General features: G+C 72.6%; 13 protein-coding genes. 6 read left to right on the top strand and 7 right to left on the bottom strand.

The annotated features are described in order from the left end of the window. Positions 1–154: 154 nt before the first annotated feature. A complete protein-coding gene (xynA, locus tag GBN72_RS10965) occupies positions 155–871 on the bottom strand; it encodes an endo-1,4-beta-xylanase XynA (protein ID WP_151771513.1) in 717 nt (238 codons plus the stop codon). A gap of 566 nt (positions 872–1,437) precedes the next feature. Between xynA and GBN72_RS10960 the strand changes: the two genes are divergently transcribed. Continuing rightward, the gene (locus tag GBN72_RS10960) at positions 1,438–1,791 is read left to right on the top strand and encodes a type II toxin-antitoxin system PemK/MazF family toxin (protein WP_151771512.1); all 354 of its coding nucleotides are present in this window, start codon (positions 1,438–1,440) and stop codon (positions 1,789–1,791) included. A 91-nt stretch (positions 1,792–1,882) separates the two neighbouring features. On the opposite strand, the gene GBN72_RS10955 is transcribed toward GBN72_RS10960, so the two are convergent. The 3 genes from GBN72_RS10955 to GBN72_RS10945 all read right to left on the bottom strand — a co-directional run bounded on the left by GBN72_RS10955 (position 1,883) and on the right by GBN72_RS10945 (position 6,578). Continuing rightward, complete coding sequence (locus GBN72_RS10955; protein WP_246212415.1) at positions 1,883–2,221, bottom strand: hypothetical protein; 339 nt, start codon at positions 2,219–2,221, stop codon at positions 1,883–1,885. Beyond that, entirely contained in the window at positions 2,218–2,697 is a 480-nt protein-coding gene (locus tag GBN72_RS10950) for a DUF6232 family protein (RefSeq protein ID WP_246212414.1), read from the bottom strand. The genes GBN72_RS10955 and GBN72_RS10950 overlap by 4 nt, the downstream gene beginning before the upstream one ends. Positions 2,698–3,011: 314 nt before the next feature. Beyond that, positions 3,012–6,578: a DUF7927 domain-containing protein gene (locus tag GBN72_RS10945; protein WP_151771511.1), complete on the bottom strand. Its 3,567-nt coding sequence runs from the start codon at positions 6,576–6,578 to the stop codon at positions 3,012–3,014. A 357-nt stretch (positions 6,579–6,935) separates the two neighbouring features. On the opposite strand from GBN72_RS10945, the gene GBN72_RS10940 reads away from it, so the two are divergent. The 3 genes from GBN72_RS10940 (at position 6,936) to GBN72_RS10930 (ending at position 12,010) form a co-directional block, all read left to right on the top strand. Beyond that, entirely contained in the window at positions 6,936–8,111 is a 1,176-nt protein-coding gene (locus tag GBN72_RS10940; RefSeq protein ID WP_151771510.1) for a sensor histidine kinase, read from the top strand. Then, on the top strand, positions 8,099–8,746 hold the full coding sequence (locus GBN72_RS10935; protein ID WP_151771509.1) for a response regulator transcription factor: 648 nt from the start codon (positions 8,099–8,101) through the stop codon (positions 8,744–8,746). Before GBN72_RS10940 ends, GBN72_RS10935 begins: the two co-directional genes overlap by 13 nt. A gap of 231 nt (positions 8,747–8,977) precedes the next feature. Continuing rightward, positions 8,978–12,010, top strand: a complete 3,033-nt coding sequence (locus GBN72_RS10930; RefSeq protein WP_164540547.1) for a helix-turn-helix transcriptional regulator — start codon at positions 8,978–8,980, stop codon at positions 12,008–12,010. Between the two features lie 9 nt (positions 12,011–12,019). On the opposite strand, the gene GBN72_RS10925 is transcribed toward GBN72_RS10930, so the two are convergent. From GBN72_RS10925 to GBN72_RS34830, 3 genes are all read right to left on the bottom strand, one after another. After that, a complete protein-coding gene (locus GBN72_RS10925; RefSeq protein ID WP_151771507.1) occupies positions 12,020–13,570 on the bottom strand; it encodes an ATP-binding cassette domain-containing protein in 1,551 nt (516 codons plus the stop codon). Then, positions 13,567–16,311, bottom strand: a complete 2,745-nt coding sequence (locus GBN72_RS10920; protein ID WP_151771506.1) for a class III lanthionine synthetase LanKC N-terminal domain-containing protein — start codon at positions 16,309–16,311, stop codon at positions 13,567–13,569. Before GBN72_RS10920 ends, GBN72_RS10925 begins: the two co-directional genes overlap by 4 nt. 226 nt (positions 16,312–16,537) lie before the next feature. Beyond that, on the bottom strand, positions 16,538–16,648 hold the full coding sequence (locus GBN72_RS34830; RefSeq protein ID WP_218042042.1) for a class III lanthipeptide: 111 nt from the start codon (positions 16,646–16,648) through the stop codon (positions 16,538–16,540). Between the two features lie 338 nt (positions 16,649–16,986). Between GBN72_RS34830 and GBN72_RS10915 the strand changes: the two genes are divergently transcribed. Next, positions 16,987–17,574 (top strand): peptidoglycan-binding domain-containing protein, encoded by a 588-nt coding sequence (locus tag GBN72_RS10915; RefSeq protein WP_164540545.1) that lies wholly within the window; start codon positions 16,987–16,989, stop codon positions 17,572–17,574. Positions 17,575–17,605: 31 nt separating this feature from the next. Beyond that, positions 17,606–18,196, top strand: coding sequence for a peptidoglycan-binding domain-containing protein (locus GBN72_RS10910; RefSeq protein ID WP_151771504.1), 591 nt, complete (start codon positions 17,606–17,608; stop codon positions 18,194–18,196). Positions 18,197–18,198: the final 2 nt, after the last annotated feature.

Here is an 18,198-nt window from a genome sequence, read left to right as displayed (position 1 = left end):
ACGACGAGTGCCGGGCACCGCGGGCGCGGCGCGGCGCCTCGCGGGGCGGCGGGATGCGGCGCGACACGGCGCGATACGGCGCGATACGGCGCGACACCGGCTGCGGGCCCCGCCGGGAGGACGGGGCCCGCAGCCGGTGTCGGACGGAGCGGTGTCAGCCGCTGACGGTGATGTTCGAGCTGCCGCTGCTCTGGTAGCCCTCGGTCGCCATGACCATGTAGTACTTGAACTGGCCCAGGTTCATGCCCGCGCGGGACCAGGCGTCGAAGTGGTTGCCGGTGGTGATGGTGCCGGAGCCGCTGGTCACCTTGGACTGGCGGACGCTCCAGTACTGCTGGAAGGTCTTGGTGCCCTCCACGGACGGGGCGTTGTTGCGCGTCGTCACGTAGATGTCGTAGGTGCCGCCGTCGGTGGTGACGGTGCCCTTCTTCGTGCCGGTGGGCCGGTAGCTGCCCCAGTTGTCGACGATGTAGTACTCGACCAGCGGGTTCGAGGTCCAGCCGTAGAGGCAGCCGTAGCCGTTGCCCGACGGGTTGAAGTAGCCGTTGTAGCGGACCGTCCTGCGCCCGCCGGTGCTCCAGCCCTTGCCGGCGACGAAGTTGCCGCAGTTGGTCCACTTGGTGCTGTAGCTGCCGCCGCCGTTGAGGGTCATGGAGACGGAGCCGCCACCGTCGGTCCAGAACGTGTAGTACATCCCGTCGGTACCGGTCTGGTTGCTGGTGATGGTGGTGGCGGCGTGGGCGGTGCCGGGCAGCAGCAGCCCGGACGCGGTGGCGAGCGCGGCGGCGCCACCGCCGAGGAAGCCCCGTCGGCTCAGGCCGGGGGGAATGATCTGCTGGTTCTGGTCCTGCTGCGAGCCGTCCTGGCGCATGCTTCCTCCACGATGAAGGCAGGTGGGGGACCGGGTCGCTGCTGCGGCCCGGCGGCCTTGCATGGAACGCGGCGGGAATGCCCCGCCGTGGTGCGGTACCGGTACGACCAGGCCCCCCTCGCGGGACGCGAGGGGAACGCGGGCTTCCGTCGTTCGGCGGCCACAGTTTTCTGAGAACTCCGCGGGCGTGTCAACGGTTTCGACATTCTTTCGAAATAACTCCCTTACCCGCAGGGGTACTTGAGGGTGATGTTTGCCCAGCTCAGATTGCTGATCGCGCGATGCGGAACGAGGGGGTCAGGGGGGCGATGATTGGGGCGCAACGCAAGTGGGCATGTCCAATTCGAAAATTTCGAGGACCTGTCACCCGGCGGAGAGGGCGGGCAGCGGGGCGCCTGCGGCGCGCCCATCGGCATGCGGTGGATCTGCGCCGCCTCGCTGCGACCGCGACGGTTCACCGGATTCGCCGACGGCTGCGACCGCCGGACTGGTTGGATTACGCCCGACAACGAGGTGTTGGTCCGGGGCGTGCGAGGTTCCCCCGCGATCCTGCGACGGGAGGGCACATGCAGCGCGGCGAGGTCTGGTTGATGGACTTCGACGAGCGGCGGCCGGTAGTACTGCTGTCAGGAGACGAAGCGTCCGGGTTCCGGGCGATGCAGGTCGTCGCTCCTGCGGGGACCGAGATCAGCGGTGTGGCCGTCGAGGTGGCAGTGGGGGCGCCCGAGGGGCTGCCTCTCGAGGGCGTCCTCCGGGTGGCGCTGCCACGTCCCGGTCTCGTCCCGTGCACTTGGCTGGTCACGCCGGCCCAGGAAGATCTGATCGAGCGGGTGGGAGTCCTGTCGTCGGCGAAGCTCGGCGAGATCGAGGACGCCCTCCGTGCCGGTGGACTCGAGCAGGCGGCGCACGGGGCTGCTTGATCAGGCGACGAGCGGGTGCCGGCCTCCCCACATCCGACCAGCACGACGACCAGCGCGACGAGCAGCCCGGCGAACGTGCCCGGTCACAGCGCTAGCCCAGCAGGGAGAGCAGCTGGCCGAGGACCTCCGCGGCGGGCTGGCCCACCGTGCCGACGGCGGCCGCGATCTGCGCCAGGGACGCCAGGGTCATCGCCCGCCCGCGCATGACGGCGCGGTCGGGGACGAGCTCGGGCAGGGCCTCCTCGACGGTCCGCTCCTGGTCGGGCGAGAGGTGGGGGCGTAACTCCTCCAGGACGCGCACGAGTTCCCGGACCGCGGCCTGGAGCTCGCGGTCCTCGGTACCGCCGACGGTGCCGTAGTTGAAGCCGATGTGCCCCTGGCCGCCGTCCATGTTCACGACGGGCCCGTAGTAGTTCGACGCATCGCTCACAGCTTGAACCCCGTGTTCCCCCGGCCGTTGTTCATGTTGACGACGGGACCGTAGTTGTTGGTGTTGTGCTGCCGCACGACCGTCGTGAACTCCACGGTCGGGTTCTCGATGGCGTACGCGATCCACCCGGCGATCTGGCGCAGCTCATCCATGCTCGGCAGCGTCACGGTGACCCGGGAGCCACTGGCCATCTCGATGACCAGCATCGGCTTCGACCGGAACACGCCCCACAGGGTGACCACCAGGACCAGGACGATGAAGAGGAGCGGGGGGCTGCTGTCCCCGACGCGGGCGTCGCCCCCGTTCGTGGCGTTGATGCCGATGTAGAGAAGGGCGACGCAGAACAGCGCGGCGAGGAAACGGGCGACGACGACGCGCCAGTCGGGTCTCCATTTGAAGGCGTCGACCCAGGTGATGTTGTGCAGCGGGATGGCCGCCGACCCCACCCACAGCATCCGGCGGTTGACCCTGAGCACCAGGGAACGGTCTCCACGGGACGCCGTCACGGGGGCCGGCGGAGGCTGGGCCGGCGGAGGCTGGGCCGGTCGAGGCGGGACGTCGGGGGATGGTGCGTCGGCGTTTCCCGTGTCGTCCACGTGCTCCCCCGCGTAGTCGTCACCACCGTGCTTGCACCGCAGGAGCACCATTAAGCACCCCGATGGGTGCAGTGGCCATACAGGAACCGGTCAATCGGCGCGGGGCGCGTCCTGCGCGGTTGGCGAGGCGGAACGGGGAGAGCGTTCCCCGCGTGGATTCCGCGGGGAACGCTCCCGGGGTGTCGGGTCTGGCGTTATGCGTGCCGTAGGCCGGTGGCCGGGGCCCTGGAGGGTGCGGGGGGCCGCGGGCGGTGGCCCTGTTCCACCCGCACGGTGGTGCCGCATTCCGGGCCGGTCGAGCCGACGGCGCAGTTGGAGTCCGCGGGTCCGGTCACGGCGTTGGTGATCCGTCCGTCACCGGGTCCGCCCTGCGGTGCGACCGTCACCGAGTAGGTGATGGTCACCTTCCTGCCTGCGGGCACGTCACCCCGCCAGACCAGGTCCGGGGCTTCGTACGTCACGGTGCCCCTGCTCGCTGTGGCGTCGTGGTTGAAGGTGGCGTCGTCGAGGACGTCGGTCAGGTCGTCGGTGACGGACGCGTCCGTGTAGTCCTCGGTGCTCTCGTTCGTCACGGTGATCCTGTAGGTGAGCTTGCTGCCGGGCTTCGCCGAACCGGCCGGGTCGGCCGCCCTGTGCCGCAGCTTGCCGGGCTCGGCGGGCCCGGCCGGATCGCCGGGCTCGCCGTACGCACCGGGGTCACCCGGCCTACCCGGTTTGCCGGGCTTACCGGGCTTGCCAGGCTTGCCAGGCTTGCCGGGCTCCACGGAAACCGTCTTCTCGATCCGCAGGAAGGGCTGCGCCGCCTGTGGGGTGACCATCTGCGTGCTGCAGTTGGGGGAGCAGCCCGGGTCGTCGGTGCCGACCGCGGGGGTGACGGTCGCCCTGTTGGTGATGTCGCCCGACGCGTCGTCCGCCGGCGTGGCGGTGATGGTGAAGGTCACCTTGCCTCCGGCCGCCACCGCGACCGTCGTGTCGATGCCGCCCGTGCCGCTCTCCTCGGAGCAGGCGCTCGCCTCACCCTGTGCCGCGCACGACCAGGTGAACGCGGTGATCTGCTCGGGCTGCGGGTCGACGACGTGGACCCCGCGCGCGTCCTGGGGACCGGCGTTGTTCACGACGACGGTGTAGGTGATGGGCCGGCCCGGAGTGTAGGACGTGGGATCGGCCGTCTTGGTGACGCTCAGGCCGATGTCCGCGCACCGCGTCGGGTACAGGACCTGCGGCTCACGGGTCTCGTGGATCCACGCGCCTCCGCCGTCGTAGATCAGCGTGTCGGACGGGCTGTAGGTGTCGCCGACCGTGACGCGGGGGCCGCAGGGACTGCCCCAGTCGTTGGCGCCGCGCTCGCCGATGGCGCGCTGCGCCGGCTCGGGGTCCGACGCGGGGGGAGTGTCGCGGGCGTCGACGGCGGTGTTCCCGCCGATCATGTCGTTCTCCTGGTTGGCGTCCTGCCCGGTCTCCGCGTTGGTGAAGGTGCGGATGGCGACCGAGTCCCGCGGGAAGGTGTTGCCGCGCACCAGGACCGAGTCCCGCATGACGCGCCAGGTGCCGTCCTGCTCACCGAGCTGGATCATGGGGCCGGGCCCGGTGAAGACGTTGCCGAGGATCCGGATGTCCGAGGACGAGCGGGACTGCTGGTCCTCCGGGGTGTTCGGGTACGTCTCCGGGTCGAGGTTCTCGAACGGGGTGCCCGCCCGGAGCGCCGCCGAGTTGTCCTGCAGCGGAGTGAACGCGATCTCGTTGTCGGCGACGACCACGTCGTGCGCGGGGGCCGCGTGGACGACGTAGTTGGCGGGCCCGCCGCTCACCCGGTTGCGCAGGTAGTTGAGCGTGGTCGCGCCGAAGGGGTAGAGGACGCCCGCGGGGTTGTCGGTGAGCACGTTCTCGACGAAGGTGACGTCGCGGCTGGTCTGCTTGGCGTCCAGCCCGTCGGCGCTCGCGTTGCCGTTGATCGTCAGGTTGGCGACGCCGGCGTTGCCGGTGAAGGTGCTGTCCTGGACGCGCAGCCGGACGACCGACTCGGCGTAGGTGCCCCACAGGTCCATCTCGCTGACCGTGGCGTCGGTGACGGTGACGTCCGTCGTCATGTCCCAGTAGAAGCCGGTCGCGCCGTCGGTGAGGGTGACGTCCTCGACCGTGATGTGGTCGGAGTAGTAGAAGCGGATCGTGTTCGATCCGCGGGCCGGGGTGGTGGGGTTCGAGTAGCCCGCGATGGTCACGTCGCGGATCAGCACGTCCGTGGCCTCGTGCCCCGAGATTCCGTTGCCTCCGGCAGCTTCGGGCGTGCCGACGAGGGTCAGGGACGTGCCGACGACGCGGAACCCCGTGCTGTTGGCGGCGGCGATGCCGGTCACGCAGTCGGTGATGGTGCCGCCGGTGACCTCGGGACCGGTCAGCGGCGAGCCCGAGTTCCGGACCCACGTCTGGGCGATGCCGGTGCGGAGGCCCTCGAGCACTGGGTTGTCGATGGTCACGCCGGTGGAGCGGGCCAGCTGGATGCCGGTGCTGTTGCCGGTCCCCGTCCCGGAGACCTTCACGTCCTTGAGGACGGCGCCGGTCGTGGCGCCCAGGCTGATGCCGATCGCCGTCACCTGGGAGACGGTCACCCGGGTCAGCTGGGGACCGGCGCCCGTGGTGGTGGCGGTGGTGGTGATGCCGTTGACGTAGGAGGTGACGGTGACGTCGGTCATGACGACGCCGCTGGAGCCGCCCAGGATGATCCCGGTCGACCCGGCCAGCAGCGTTCCCGTGACGCGCACGTCGGTGAACTGCGCGCCGGTCGTGCTGCCGGTGACGATGCCCTGCAGGGTCGCCCCGATGTCCGTGTCGGAGATCCGGGGGCCGACGCCGGTGACGGCGGCCGCCATGGAGAAGCCGCGGGTGACGCCCGTGATCCTGGCGGAGCGGACGACGACGGAGGTGGAGTTGAGGGCGTTGATGCCGTACGAGGTGCCGTTGGCGGCGTTGTCCCCGTTGTCGAAGACGTAGTCCTCCACGGTCCTGCCCGTGGTCGGGGCGCCGGCGAAGGAGATGCCGGTGATGGAGGCCAGGTTCGCCGGGTTGGTGATGGTGATCCCGCGGAGCACGGTGTTCGCGGAGGTCGCCGGGACCGTCACCACGGCCGTGTTGGCCGCGGTCGGCCGGAGGGCGATGCCCGTGGTGGTCAGCCCGCCGCCGGTGACCGAGAACCGCGCGGTGAGCGTCGACTCCGAGGCGGAGGCGAGGGTGACCGCGCGGGGCACCGTGAGGATGCTGGTGAACTCGTAGGCGCCGGGGAGGATGTTGACGGTGTCCCCGTCGGCGGCCTGGTTCAGCGCCTGCTGAAGGGTGAGCAGAACGGGCGGCTGAGGGGACCCCACCCAGGCGATCGGCGCGTTGTCGCCGGGCACGGCACGGGCGGCGCGGTCGGCGGAGATTTCAGCGACGCGCTTCCTGCGGGCCTCCTGCGCCTCGGCGGGCCTGGCCCGGTCGGTGGCCCGCCCGGCCTCACCTCGGGCGGCCTCGCCGCGGGCGGGTGCGCCGGTGCGGAGGTGCTGCGCGGGCGGGCGGCCCTGGTACCGCGCCGTGGCGGTGGTTCCGCCCTTGGCGTCACCACCCGGCTCACCGCGTGCCGCCGTGGCGGGAGCCGGTGCCGGCGCCGAAGCGGGGGCCGGAGGGCCGGGGGCGGGCAGCGCGGCCGCGCTCACCCCCCACACCACCAGGCAGGTCAGCGCGGCTCTCAGTGGTCTGATGACTATCGCGGGGCATCTGGCGTGATACATCGTCCGTCTCTCCGATGGCCGTGGGTAGCCGCCTGCGGCAAGGGCGGCGTGACGATGATTAGAACACGCAAATGGGGCATATTATCCGATATATGCGGGGTTCGGGTGACCCCCGTCCCGCCGGTCCCGGGCGAGATCCGGGGCGTCGCCGGCCGAGGACCTGGCCCCGGCCGGCGCCGGCCACCCGTGTGGGCCTGGAGAGCCGGTCCCGGGCCGGTCGACGGCTGCCGCACCGGACCACCCCCTGATGCACAATGCATGACAACAACGCACCGGCGGACACCGGGAATCCGACCGCCCCCTCCGTGCCGGACCCGTGGATCCGCGGTGTCCCACCAGGTGTGAGGAGGCGTGGCCTTGGCGGAGATCGCGATGCCCTTACGGCGGCTGACGGCATGGCGTGGGACGGCCGACGTGGGCTCGGGGCTGGAACGGGCCCGGTCCTTCATGATCCTGGCCACCCTGCTCTACCGGGCGAGCCATCTGCTCGTCGGTGTCCTGGCCGTCGCCCAGCGCCAGCACGGCCCCGTGCAGTACGCGGGCGTCGCCACGGCCCTGGGCCTGAGTGCCCTGGTGTTCGGCACGGCCCTGCGGCGCGGCTGGTTCGACCGGTGGTTCGTCACGGCCGACATCCTGGTCGCCGGGGGCGCGCTGCCGTTCGTCCTGTGGGCGTGGGGCGGTGTGCAGCGCCCCGACTCGCTCGGCTGGGCCATGCTGCTCGGCACCTCGGGCATGGCCGCGGCGGCGGTCACCCTGGAAAGGCTCCACGTCCTGGCGGCCTTCGTCCTCCTCGCGGCGACACACCTCTTCGCCTACCACCTGGTCGGCGCGCAGCCCGGGGTCCTCGTCGGCCACGTCAGCTCGCTCGTGTCGTCCGCCGGAATCGCCTGGGTCTTCTGGTGGTACCTGCGCCGCCAGGGGCGGCTCCTGGACGAGGCCAACGCCCGTGCCCTGGAGGCGGAGAGGCACCGCGCGCGCTATGCCGAGCGGCTGGCGCACCACCGGGCGCTGCACGACACCGTGCTCGCCACCCTGACCGCGCTCGCGGCCGGCGGGATCGACGCCAACACCCCCCGGGTGCGCGAGCGGTGCGCCCGCGAGGCGGCCTATCTGCGCAGGCTGATCCAGCGCACCGCCGACGAGGTGCCCCACGACTCGGTCGGCGCCGCCCTCGAGGAGGCCGTCGGCTCCGTGGAGAGCCTGGGCCTCAGGGTCGTCGCCCAGTACCACGCGCTGCCCGAGGTGCCGCCCGCCGTCGCCGCCGCCCTCGCGGACGCCACCCGGGAGGCCCTCAACAACGTACGACGGCACGCCGGTACCGGGCGGGCCCACCTCACCGCGACCGGCAGCGGCGGGGAGGACATCGTCGTCACCGTGGTCGACCAGGGGGCCGGGTTCGACCCGGGGACCCACGTACCCGGGCTCGGGCTGAGAGGGTCGGTGCACGCCCGGATGACGGAGGCCGGCGGCCGGGCCACGGTGGAGTCCGCTCCCGGTGACGGCGTGCGGGTGGAGCTGCGATGGCCGGCGTGACCACGATCGGGGTGATCGACGACGACCGGATGCTCGTCGACGGCATGCGGGCCTGGCTGCGCGACGAGCCGGGCCTGCGGCTGACGGCGAGCGCGGCCACGGTGGGGGAGTTCCTCGGCCTGTGCCCGCCGGACGGCGCCCCGGCCGAGGTGGTCCTCCTCGACCTCGTGCTGCGCGACGGCTCGACGCCCACCGGCAACATCCACCGGCTGCGGGAGACCGGCAGCCGGGTCCTGGTGATCAGCACGGTCCCCGACCGCTCCCGGATCGTCGAGTCGCTCAGGGCCGGCGCCGACGGGTACCTGACCAAGGACAACGACCTGCCGACGCTGGCCGCCGCCGTCGCGGACATCGCCGCGGGCCGCGGCGCCCACTCCCCGGAACTCGCCTTCGCCTGTGCCCACGACACCGATCCGGCCCGCCCACGGCTCTCGCCCAGGGAACGGCAGATCCTGCTCGACTACGCGTCCGGGATGACGCTCAAGTCGGCCGCACGCCGCGCGGGTATCACCGTCCACACCGCCAAGGACTACCTGGACCGGGTCAAGACCAAGTACCGGGAGGCCGGCAGGGCGGCCTACACGAAGATCGACCTGGCCCGCCGGGTGCACGAGGACGGTCTGGGCGGCAGCTGATCAACGGCACGGTCCGGCGTGCCGGCGCGGTGCGCGGACGCCGCGTGCGGAGGTCGCGTGCGGACGCGGCGGGCCGTCGTGGATCTCGCCGCAAGCCCCCCAAACGGACGGCTGTGGGGCCCACCGCCCCCTTTCGTATCCTTCATGCCCGGCGGGCCCGCCGACGTGCACGAGAGCTCTCACCGATCCATCCAGGCCGCATTTCCTGTTCGGACGCATCAGGAGAGACGAATGACACAGCGGTACGTCGACACCACGAACCCCCTCGTCGGCCGGGACGCCGAACTGGAGCAGATCGGGGCCGCGCTGGCCGCCGCGCGCGCCGGGCGTGGCGCGGCCGTGTTCGTCACCGGCGAGCCCGGTGCCGGCCGGACCCGGCTCGCCGCCGAGGCCGTCGCCGCGGCGCGGGCGGACGGCATGGCCTGCGCGCAGGGCCGGGCCGGCACGGTGGCCGCGCGGGTGCCGTACCGCCCGCTCGTCGAGGCGGTCCTCGCACTGGCCCGCCAGGGACTCGTACCGGACCCCGACCGTCACGAACCGCTGCTCACCCGGCTCCTGTCCGGCACGGCGGACGCAGGGGCAGGCGGCCTGCCGCACCTCGCCGTCGCCGACGCGGTCCTGCGACTCGTCGCCGAGGCCGGCCGGGACCGCGGCTGCCTGCTCGTCCTCGACGACCTGCACGACACCGACCCGGGAACGACGGCGGTCGTCGAGTACCTGCTGGACAACATCGGCCGGCAGCCCGCCACGCTCCTGCTCACCACCGCCCACATCCCCTGCCCGGCGACGGAGCTGGCCGCGCGCGCCCGCCAGCACGGCTCGGCGGTCACCCTCCACCTGCGCCCCCTCGACCGTGCCGGCATCCGGGCGCTCCTTGCCGCCGGCCCGGCCGCCGGACCGGCGGGTGCCGCCGCCGGACTCGTCGACCAGGTTCTGGCCGACAGCGCCGGCATCCCGTTCGTCGTCACGGAGTGCCTGGCGGCACGACGCGAACCGGAACTCCCGGTGGCGGCCACGGCGCCGGGCGCGCCCGCCCCCGTGCCCCCCGCCGTGATCCAGAACGTGCGATGCCGGGCCACCGCCCTCGGGCCGGCCGGAGTGGCCTTCCTCAGTACCGCGGCACTGCTCGGGGAGCCCCTCGTGACGGCCGTGGCGCAGCGCGCCGTCGGGTGTGACGACCGGGAGACCGCCAGGATCCTGCGGGCGGCGGCCGCGTCGTACCTGATCGTGCAGGACGGGACCGCGTGCGTCTTCCGGCACCGGCTGGTGGGCCGGGCGCTGCTCGCCGACCTCGGGCCGGGCGCGCGCGCCGGGTACGCGCGCAGGGCCGCGCTCGCGGTCGAGGAACTGCACCCCGGGCTGCCCGGGAGATGGTGCGACCGCGCCGCCCACCTGTACGCGCAGGCGGGTGACCTCGAGGAAGCCGTACGCCTGTACTGCCTGGCGGCCGAGCGGGCCACGGGCGCGGACGCGGCGGACCGGGCGGTGACCCTGCTGGAGCGGGCGCGACACCACCTCGGTCCGGACACCGCACCGCAGACGCACGCCACCGTGCTGGAACACCTGCTGGACGCCGTGACCCGCGCGGCCCGCCTCGACCTGCTCCCCGGACTGACCGCCGCCGTGGACGACCTCGGTGAGTGGGATCTCCCCGCCGGGCGCCGGGCCGGGCTGCACGCCCGGCTCGCCATCGCCGCCGCCCTCACCGGCCGTTCCACGCCGGCCCTGCGGAGCCTCGACCTCGCCCGCCCCCTGCACGACACCTGTCCCGACCACCCCGACGCCGCCCTCGTGGACCTGGCGACGGCGCATGTCGAACCGTTACGGCTCACGCCCCGACGGCTGCGCACGGCCGTCGAGGCCGCCCACCGCGCGCTCGAGGCCGCCCGGCGCACCGACCGGCCCGCCCTGGCCTGCCGTGCCCTGCTGGCCCTCGGCCGGCTCACCGCGGACAGCGACGAGCCGGCCGCGACCCGCCACCTCGAGGACGCCGCCGCGATGGCCCGCGCGCACCGGCTGCCCGCGCTCCGCGTCGCCGCCGACGTCGCGCTGGCCGCGCTCGCCATGCGCCGCGACGGCCGGACCGAGCCCCTGGAGCGCGCCCACCAGGAGTCGCTGCGCCTCGGCGTGGTGCCCCTCGCCCACGAAGCCTCCCTCCTGCTCGCCCTGGAGGAGATCCGGCGGTGCGAGTTCACGGCGGCCGGGAACCGCATCCGCGCGGGCCTGGCCGACGCGGCCCGGCGTGGTCTCGGCCAGGCCGTGGCCCGGTTCCGGCTCGCGGAGGCGGTCGGTCACGCCCATCTCGGCAGCCGCCCGCGGATGCTGGAGGCCCTCGAGCGCCTCACCCCCGGCGCCGACGGGGCGCCGGGCACCCCGGCCCTGGAGTACGGCCTGGCCCGCGCGTTCTGCGCCTTGCTGGAGGAACGGCGGGAGGACGCCGAGCAGGACCTCGCCCGCGCCCTCGCGTGCGACGCGGAGAACCCGGCGGCCGGCGACTTCGGCCGGTACGGTCTGTGCCTGCTGCTCGGCGTGCTGACGGGCCGCGCCGGACGGGGACACCACACGGAGGCGGTGGCCGTCAGCGTGGCGGACACCCGCTGGAACCGCTCGTTCGCCGCCATGACGGACGCCGTGCTGCTCGGCCGCGAGGGCCGTCCGGCCGAAGCGACGGCCGCCGCGCGCACCGCACTCGACGCCGCCCGGCCCTATCCCACGGCCCGGCACCTGATCGTGCGTCTGGTAGCGCGGGAGGCGTACGAGAACGGCTGGGGCACGCCCGTCGACTGGCTGCGCGAGGCGGAGGCGTACTTCCACGACGCGGACGTCCCGGCGGTCGCCGGAGCGTGCCGCGCCCTGCTGCGCGGCATGGGCGCGCCGGTCGGACAGCGGCGCCGGGGCGTCGAGCGGGTCCCGCGCGGCCTGCGCCGGTACGGCATCACCGTGCGCGAGTTCGAGGTGGCCCGGTTGCTCGCCGAGCGGATCGGCACCAAGGACATCGCCGGCCTGATGCACATCTCGCCGCGCACCGTCGAGAAGCACGTGGCGAGCCTCCTGCAGAAGACCGGCCACCCCAACCGCTCGGCCTTCGTGGCGGCCACGCGCGACCTGGTCCTGGGCGGCCGGTCGCAGGCCGGCGCCGGACACCTCGCCATGTCCCCGGCCGCCCCGCTCCCGGCCGCCCCGCTTCCGGCCGCCCCGCTTCCGGCCGCCCCGCTCCCGGCCGCCCCGCCCCAGGCCGCGCGCCGCCTGAACGCCGTTCCGTAGTACGCCGGTTCAGGAGAGGACCGCCGCACCCGTCAGGCCCACCACGCGGTCGAAGCCGTGGTCCAGGTCCTCGTCCCCGTGGTGCACCACGAGCAGGGCACGGCCCTCGGTGCGTGCCCACAGGGTCCGCAGGACCAGGTCCCTGCCCTGCTCGTCGAGGTTCGCGAACGGCTCGTCGGCGAGGTAGACGTCGGCGTCCTCGGACAGCAGCGCGGCCACGCCGACACGCTGCCGCTGTCCGGACGACAGCTCCGAGGGAAGCTGGTCGGCCAGACCGTCCAGCGCGAGAGCCGTGCGCAGCCCGGCGTCGGCGACCAGCTCCCGCACCGGCAGCGGCGGCAGCTGCACGGGGGCGGTCAGGCACGCCACCCGGGGCGGCAGGACGACCGTACCGGCGTCGGGCGCGAGCGTCCCGGAGACGACGTGCAGGAGCGTGGTCTTGCCGCAGCCGTTGGGGCCCCGCACCAGCACGTGCTCGCCGGGACGCAGCTCGAAGTCGTCGAGCACCACCTCGGAGCCGCCCGCGCTCGCGGCCCGGTCCCCGCTCCCGTCCCCGTACCGGACCCGGGCACCCCGCACCGCGACCAGGGCGCCTTCCTCGTGGTACGGGGCCCGGCCGGAGCACCGCAGGGACTCGACGCGCCGCAGGACGGCCGAACTCCGGCGGACCTGCGGGATCGTGTTGACCAGGTCGAAGATCCCCGTGACGGCCCGCCACAGCGAGTTCACGAAGGCCAGGAAGCTTCCGAACGACATCCTGCCGGTGAACACGAAGAACGCTCCGATCACCATCGACGCGGTGTCCGACAGATTCATCACCAGATCGCTCAGCGTGCGCTGCTTCTGCTCCAGCCGGTAGTTGTCGAACCTGATGCCGAGGAACCCGCCGAGCGTCTCCCGGTTCCGCTTGAGTGCGCCGGGCAGCAGCGTGGGCAGGCCCCGCAGCGCGTGGAACGATTCCAGTGTCCGGGTCAGCCGGCCCAGGTACCGCGCCTCGGCCTCGCGCTCGGCCTCCGTGTTGTCCTCGATGCGCCGGCCCAGCCGGTTGCTCACCAGCACCAGCGGCGGCACGATCACCAGCAGGACCAGGCTCGCCTGCCAGGAGAGCCACAGCAGCACCCCGAGGAACACGGCCGAGGCCACGGCCTGCCGCGCGATGCGGACGCAGACGTCGACGGCCGGCAGGACGCCCTCGGCGACGTCGCTGTGGATCCGGCCGACGTAGGAGGCGTTCCCCGCCTTCGACACCTGCCGGCCGTCCAGCCCGAGTGTCCTGTCGAGGAGTTCCGCCTCCAGCGCCAGCACGAACGCGTTCTCCTGCCGCTTGCGCCACCAGGAGATCCAGTAGCCCCCGATGGTGAGGGTCAGCCCGAGCACCAGGTAGCCGGCGCCCAGGATCAGGAACCTGCCGAAGTCGGCGGTGAGGATGGCCTGGTCGAACAGGGCCTTGAGCAGCAGCGGATGCAGCAGCGCCTCGGCTCCGCCCGTGACCGCCTCGGCGAGAGCGATCACGACGAACCCGGTCCGGTGGCCACGCAGGGTACGCCACAGCTGGTTCATCGCGCGGCCTCGTCGAGCAGGAAGTCGGCCGCCCCGCCGTGGTTCGCCCGGTGCAGCACCCTGAGCAGGCCGGCCGACCCGGTCATGTAGTCGGTGGAGCAGCGCAGCAGGCCCTCGCCGGGAAGGCCGAGCGCAGGCACCCCGTCCTGGCCGGTGACGCCGAAGCGCTCGGCGGGCTCGAACAGGAACGCCCGTCGGACGAAATCGAGTTGGCGCAGCGCCGTGTCCCGGTAGGAAACGTCCCCGGTGAACTCGGCCGCGTCCAGCAGCGCGTCGGCGATGCCGCTCATGCCGAAGCCGTAGCCCGGAAGGACCGAGTGCCGGACGTCCAGTCCGCGCAGGACCGTGCGTGCGTCGTCCAGATCGCCGTAGCGCAGCAGCACCTGCGCCACGCCCGCGGAGCCCACCTCGACGTAGGGCTCCATGGTGCCCTCGTGTTCGAACATCAGCGGTCCGCCCTCGTCGATGGGCTTCGCGTGGTCCATCTCCCAGGCGAGCGCGCCCTGTCCGAGCCGCAGATACGACTTCTCCCCGGTGACCTGGTACATGCGCAGCAGGAACAGCGCCACCCCCGCCTGCCCGAATCCCAGTCCGGTCAGCGGTCCGTCCTTCGAGAAGTCGTTCAGCCAGTACACGTGCCGGCCGTCGCGTACGGCGGAGTCGCCCAGCGCACGCGCGCACGCCTCGGCGGCGGCCAGGTCGCGCGGGTCGCCGCCGCGCAGATGGAAACGCAGGTCGGTCGTGCCGAGCCCGGCGAGACCGTAGTAGAAGGTGTGGTCGCCCTGCTCGAGGCCCCGTTGGTTGGCCCGGGACAGCAGGTCGCGGGCGGGTGCGGCCAGGCCGAGCGAGTCGGCCGCCCAGGCGATCCCGGCCAGCCCGCACATGAGGCCGTCCGGGTACTCGTCCACGTCGACGCGGTCGAGGCGTTCCCTCAGCCAGTCGAGCCAGGCGGCCCGCAGGGGAACACCGGAGGCATGGAGCGCCCACAGGACGCCGCTCGCGCCGTAGCCGAGGCTGAGGGGGTTGGTGACGTGGGCGAACGGGTCGGTGGGGAAGAGCGTGTCGCGCCCGGGGTCGGCGGAGGCACGGACGAACGCGGCCACGCCGGCCTCGGCGGCGGCCAGGCCGAGCCGCTCCTCCCGTACCGGCGGCACCGGTGGGTCGGTGACCTGGGCGAGCAGACTCTCCTCGTCCTCCAGGGCCTCCAGCACCTCGCCCGGCCCGATCCTCGCGTGCGCCAGATCGGTGACGAGGCGGTGGACACGCTCCGGCCAGCCGAGGCCGTCGAAGAAGATCCGGAAGGTGTCGAAGATGTCCTCGCGGAGGTGGGACATCGCCGCTACCGGGAAGACGAAGTAGGCCATGGTGGTGGCCAGGCCGTACAGGTCACCCTCCGTGCCGTGCGCCTCGTAACCGCTCCGGGAGAGGCTGAAGCCCGGCGTGAACAGTTCGACGGGCCGCTCCAGCGAGGCGTCGTCACCCCCGTCCTCATCCCCGCCGGCACTCCTGCCGGCACCCCCGTCGGCACCGCCGTCGTCACCCTCGGCGCCGATCAGCCGGCACGCCTCCAGGTCGATGACGGTCACGTCGTAGGTGTCGGGGTCGACGAGCAGGTTGGCGGCGGTCAGGTCGCCGAGGATCACCCGGCGCTCGTGGGCGGTGCGCACGGCGCGGGCCAGGCTGCGGAAGACGGCGAGGTAGATCCTCAGGAACTCCCGTGACCGTTCGACGTCGAAGCCGGGGCGGGCCAGCGGGTTGCGCTCGAGGAGCACGCCGCGGATGTCGGAGCCGTCGACGAATGCCTCGGCGAGATAGTGGTGTTCCCAGTGCTGGAACCGGGCCACCGGCTCAGGGAAGGAGCCGGTGCCCGCCAGCCGGTGCAGGAACCGCCATTCCCGTCCCAGGATGTCCACCGCGTCGTGCCGCTGCCGCGGGTTGACGTTGGTGTGCGGACGGGCCTCCTTGAGCACCACCTTGCGGTCGTCGTCCGCCGTGTCCTCGGCCGTGTACACCCCGCCGCTGTTGGAGAACTGGAGCGCCCCGGTGACCCGGAACCGCCCGCCGAGCAGTCCGTCGTCGGCCGTGGGCTCGTCGGCGGGCTTCCAGTCGGTGAACGGCCAGGGGGCCCACCAGGGCTGGGCGTAGCCGAGTGCCCGGTTGTCGGGCACCGGGCCGTCCGGACCGACGATGTGCGGTCTGGGCCGGCCGAGGACGTCGACGGTGTGGGTGTCGAGGAACTGGCCGTACCGGAAGTACAGCGCCTTGCTGTCCCGGTACCTCAGGTCGGACAGCACGTACGCGCCCTCGGCGCCTTCCAGGAGCCGCGCCAGATCGGTGAGGCAGTCCCTGAACTCGGCCTCGTCGCGCGGGTATACGGTGGCCAGCTTGCCGCTGCTGCCGCGGGACATGCCCTTGGAGTTGAGCATCTCGTACACGTTGAGATCCAGGGCGATCTTGAAATCGGCGCCGCGCCGCGTGAGATACCCGATGACGGTGGCCGCGACCTCGTGCACGGAGGGCAGCCCGGCCGACACATGGATCTTCCATCCCTGGGCCGGGAGCTCGGGGTTGTGCCGGTGGCTCCACCAGATGCCGCTGCGCGTGAACCGCGCGCGCACCTCCTCGTCGAGCCCGGAGAGGAAATGGCCGTCGCGCGGCTCGTAGTACACGTCGAGCGGGTCGAAGAACAACGTGTCGTCCCACGCGAAGAGGAATCGGTCGACCCAGCGTTCGTTGCGCATGCCAGCCTCCGTGTTCGTCCGAGGGCCGCCGACGGCGGCTGGTGACGACGTGATCCGGGCAGGAGCCGGCGTGCGCTCCCACCCGGATCACGCGGTGGTGCCTCCTACCGCGGCACGCGGGCGCGGCAGTCGGCGGCGCCGGAGGTCAGGCCTGTGACCCCGACGGCAGCGGGTGCGGTGACCGGCGCCGGGCGCCGGAGCCGCAGGACGCCCGTGGGGAGCGTCGTCACCACGGGTTCTTCGTGCAGCAGCGGCTGCCGCTGGAGGTGATGCTGAGGATGGCCGCGTTGCTGGGCGTGTTGACGGGCTCGAGCTTCTGGAGCTGCAGGATGCTCATGGATTGCCTCCACGGTGCTCGGGTGCGTGGGTCACGCACCGGATGGTGATCGCTTGCCGAGGTTCGGCGGACGCCATTCAACGCGGGTGGCCCAGGCGGTACATGGGGGCGGAGCCCCCGTATATGCGACGCGCGCCACGCAGATGACCGCGGTCCGGAGCCGGTGCGAATGGTGGTGCGGTCCGCCGGGGCGCCGCCGTGAGCCCGCGGAACCCGTGCTGACCTGCGGTTTCCAGCTGCCTGCAAGGGTGCTGCAGGATCGCCCGCCCACGATGGCGACGACGCCGGGCCGGGGAAGTGCGCCACGGCGTCGACACGATTCCAAGGAGCGATCCACGATGCGCAAGATCCTCGCTGTGACCACCGTGACCGCCATGCTGACGGGGCTGGCGACCGCCCTCGCAGTCAACCCCGCGCACGCAGCGGTACACAAGAACTCGGGCGCCTATTCCGCCTCGTTCGTGGACGGCGCCGGCGCCCTCACCGACGACTTCGGCGAGCAGGCCGGTGAGCTCGGCAACTCGCTCTGCTACGGCTGCGGCAACTCCTCCGGCACCGACATCGTCGTCCTCTGGCAGAGCATCCTCGCCGCCGAGGACCTCCTCACCCTCGGCCAGATCGACGGCGACTTCGGCCCGGCGACCAGGGACGCCACCAAGGCGTGGCAGACGCGGTACAAGCTCGCCGCGGACGGCATGGTCGGCGACGCCACCTGGAGCAAGGCCGACGACCGGCTGCGCTGGCTGTCCAGTTCGCGCGTGAGCTATGCCGGCAGCTACGAGTCGGGCGCGGTGGTGCTGCACCGCGGTGACCCCAACCTCTCGCAGGACGACGGCGCGTACATGCTCGTCGAGGTCTACCGGTACAGCGGTGTGAAGTCCGTGGGCGGCTCGCGCATCGAGTTCAACTCGATGACCACGCTCTGACCGCTCGCGCACCGACCAGGAGGAAACGACCATGAGCAGGATCAGCCGGAAGCTCGGCCTCGTCATCGGCGCCGCGGGACTGTCGGCGCTGCTGACGATCACGCCGGCCCACGCCGCCTACCCCAGCAACTCGGACGCGTACGGCACCAACTACGTGGACGGCGACGGCGTCCTCACCGACGACTTCGGCGAGCAGGCCGGTGAGCTGGGCAATTCGCTGTGCTACGGCTGCGGCGAGTCCTCGGGCACCGACATCGTGAAGCTCTGGCAGAGCATCCTGGCCTCGGAGCACCTGCTGAGTATCGACGCCATCGACGGCTACTTCGGCCCGGCGACCAGGGGCGCCACCAAGGCGTGGCAGACGAAGAACAAGCTCGCCGCGGACGGCATGGTCGGCGACGCCACCTGGAGCAAGGCCGACGACCTGCTGCGCTGGAACACCAGCGGCACCACGGTGACCTACGACAGCCCCGAGGCGGGGAGCGTGACGCTGTACCGCGGGGACAACTCGAAGTACCGCGACGGCGGCGCCTACCACCTCCACAAGGTCATCCGCGGTGACGCGGTCCAGGTCTTCGACGAGGGCTACAAGATCTTCTTCGGCCTGCTGACCATCCGATAGGA

Source organism: Streptomyces abyssomicinicus (assembly GCF_008974245.1).
In the GTDB taxonomy this organism is placed as follows: Bacteria; Actinomycetota; Actinomycetes; order Streptomycetales; family Streptomycetaceae; genus Streptomyces; species Streptomyces abyssomicinicus.
Note: the sequence above shows the minus strand (reverse complement) of the source record. Positions and strands in the feature narration are given on the sequence as shown.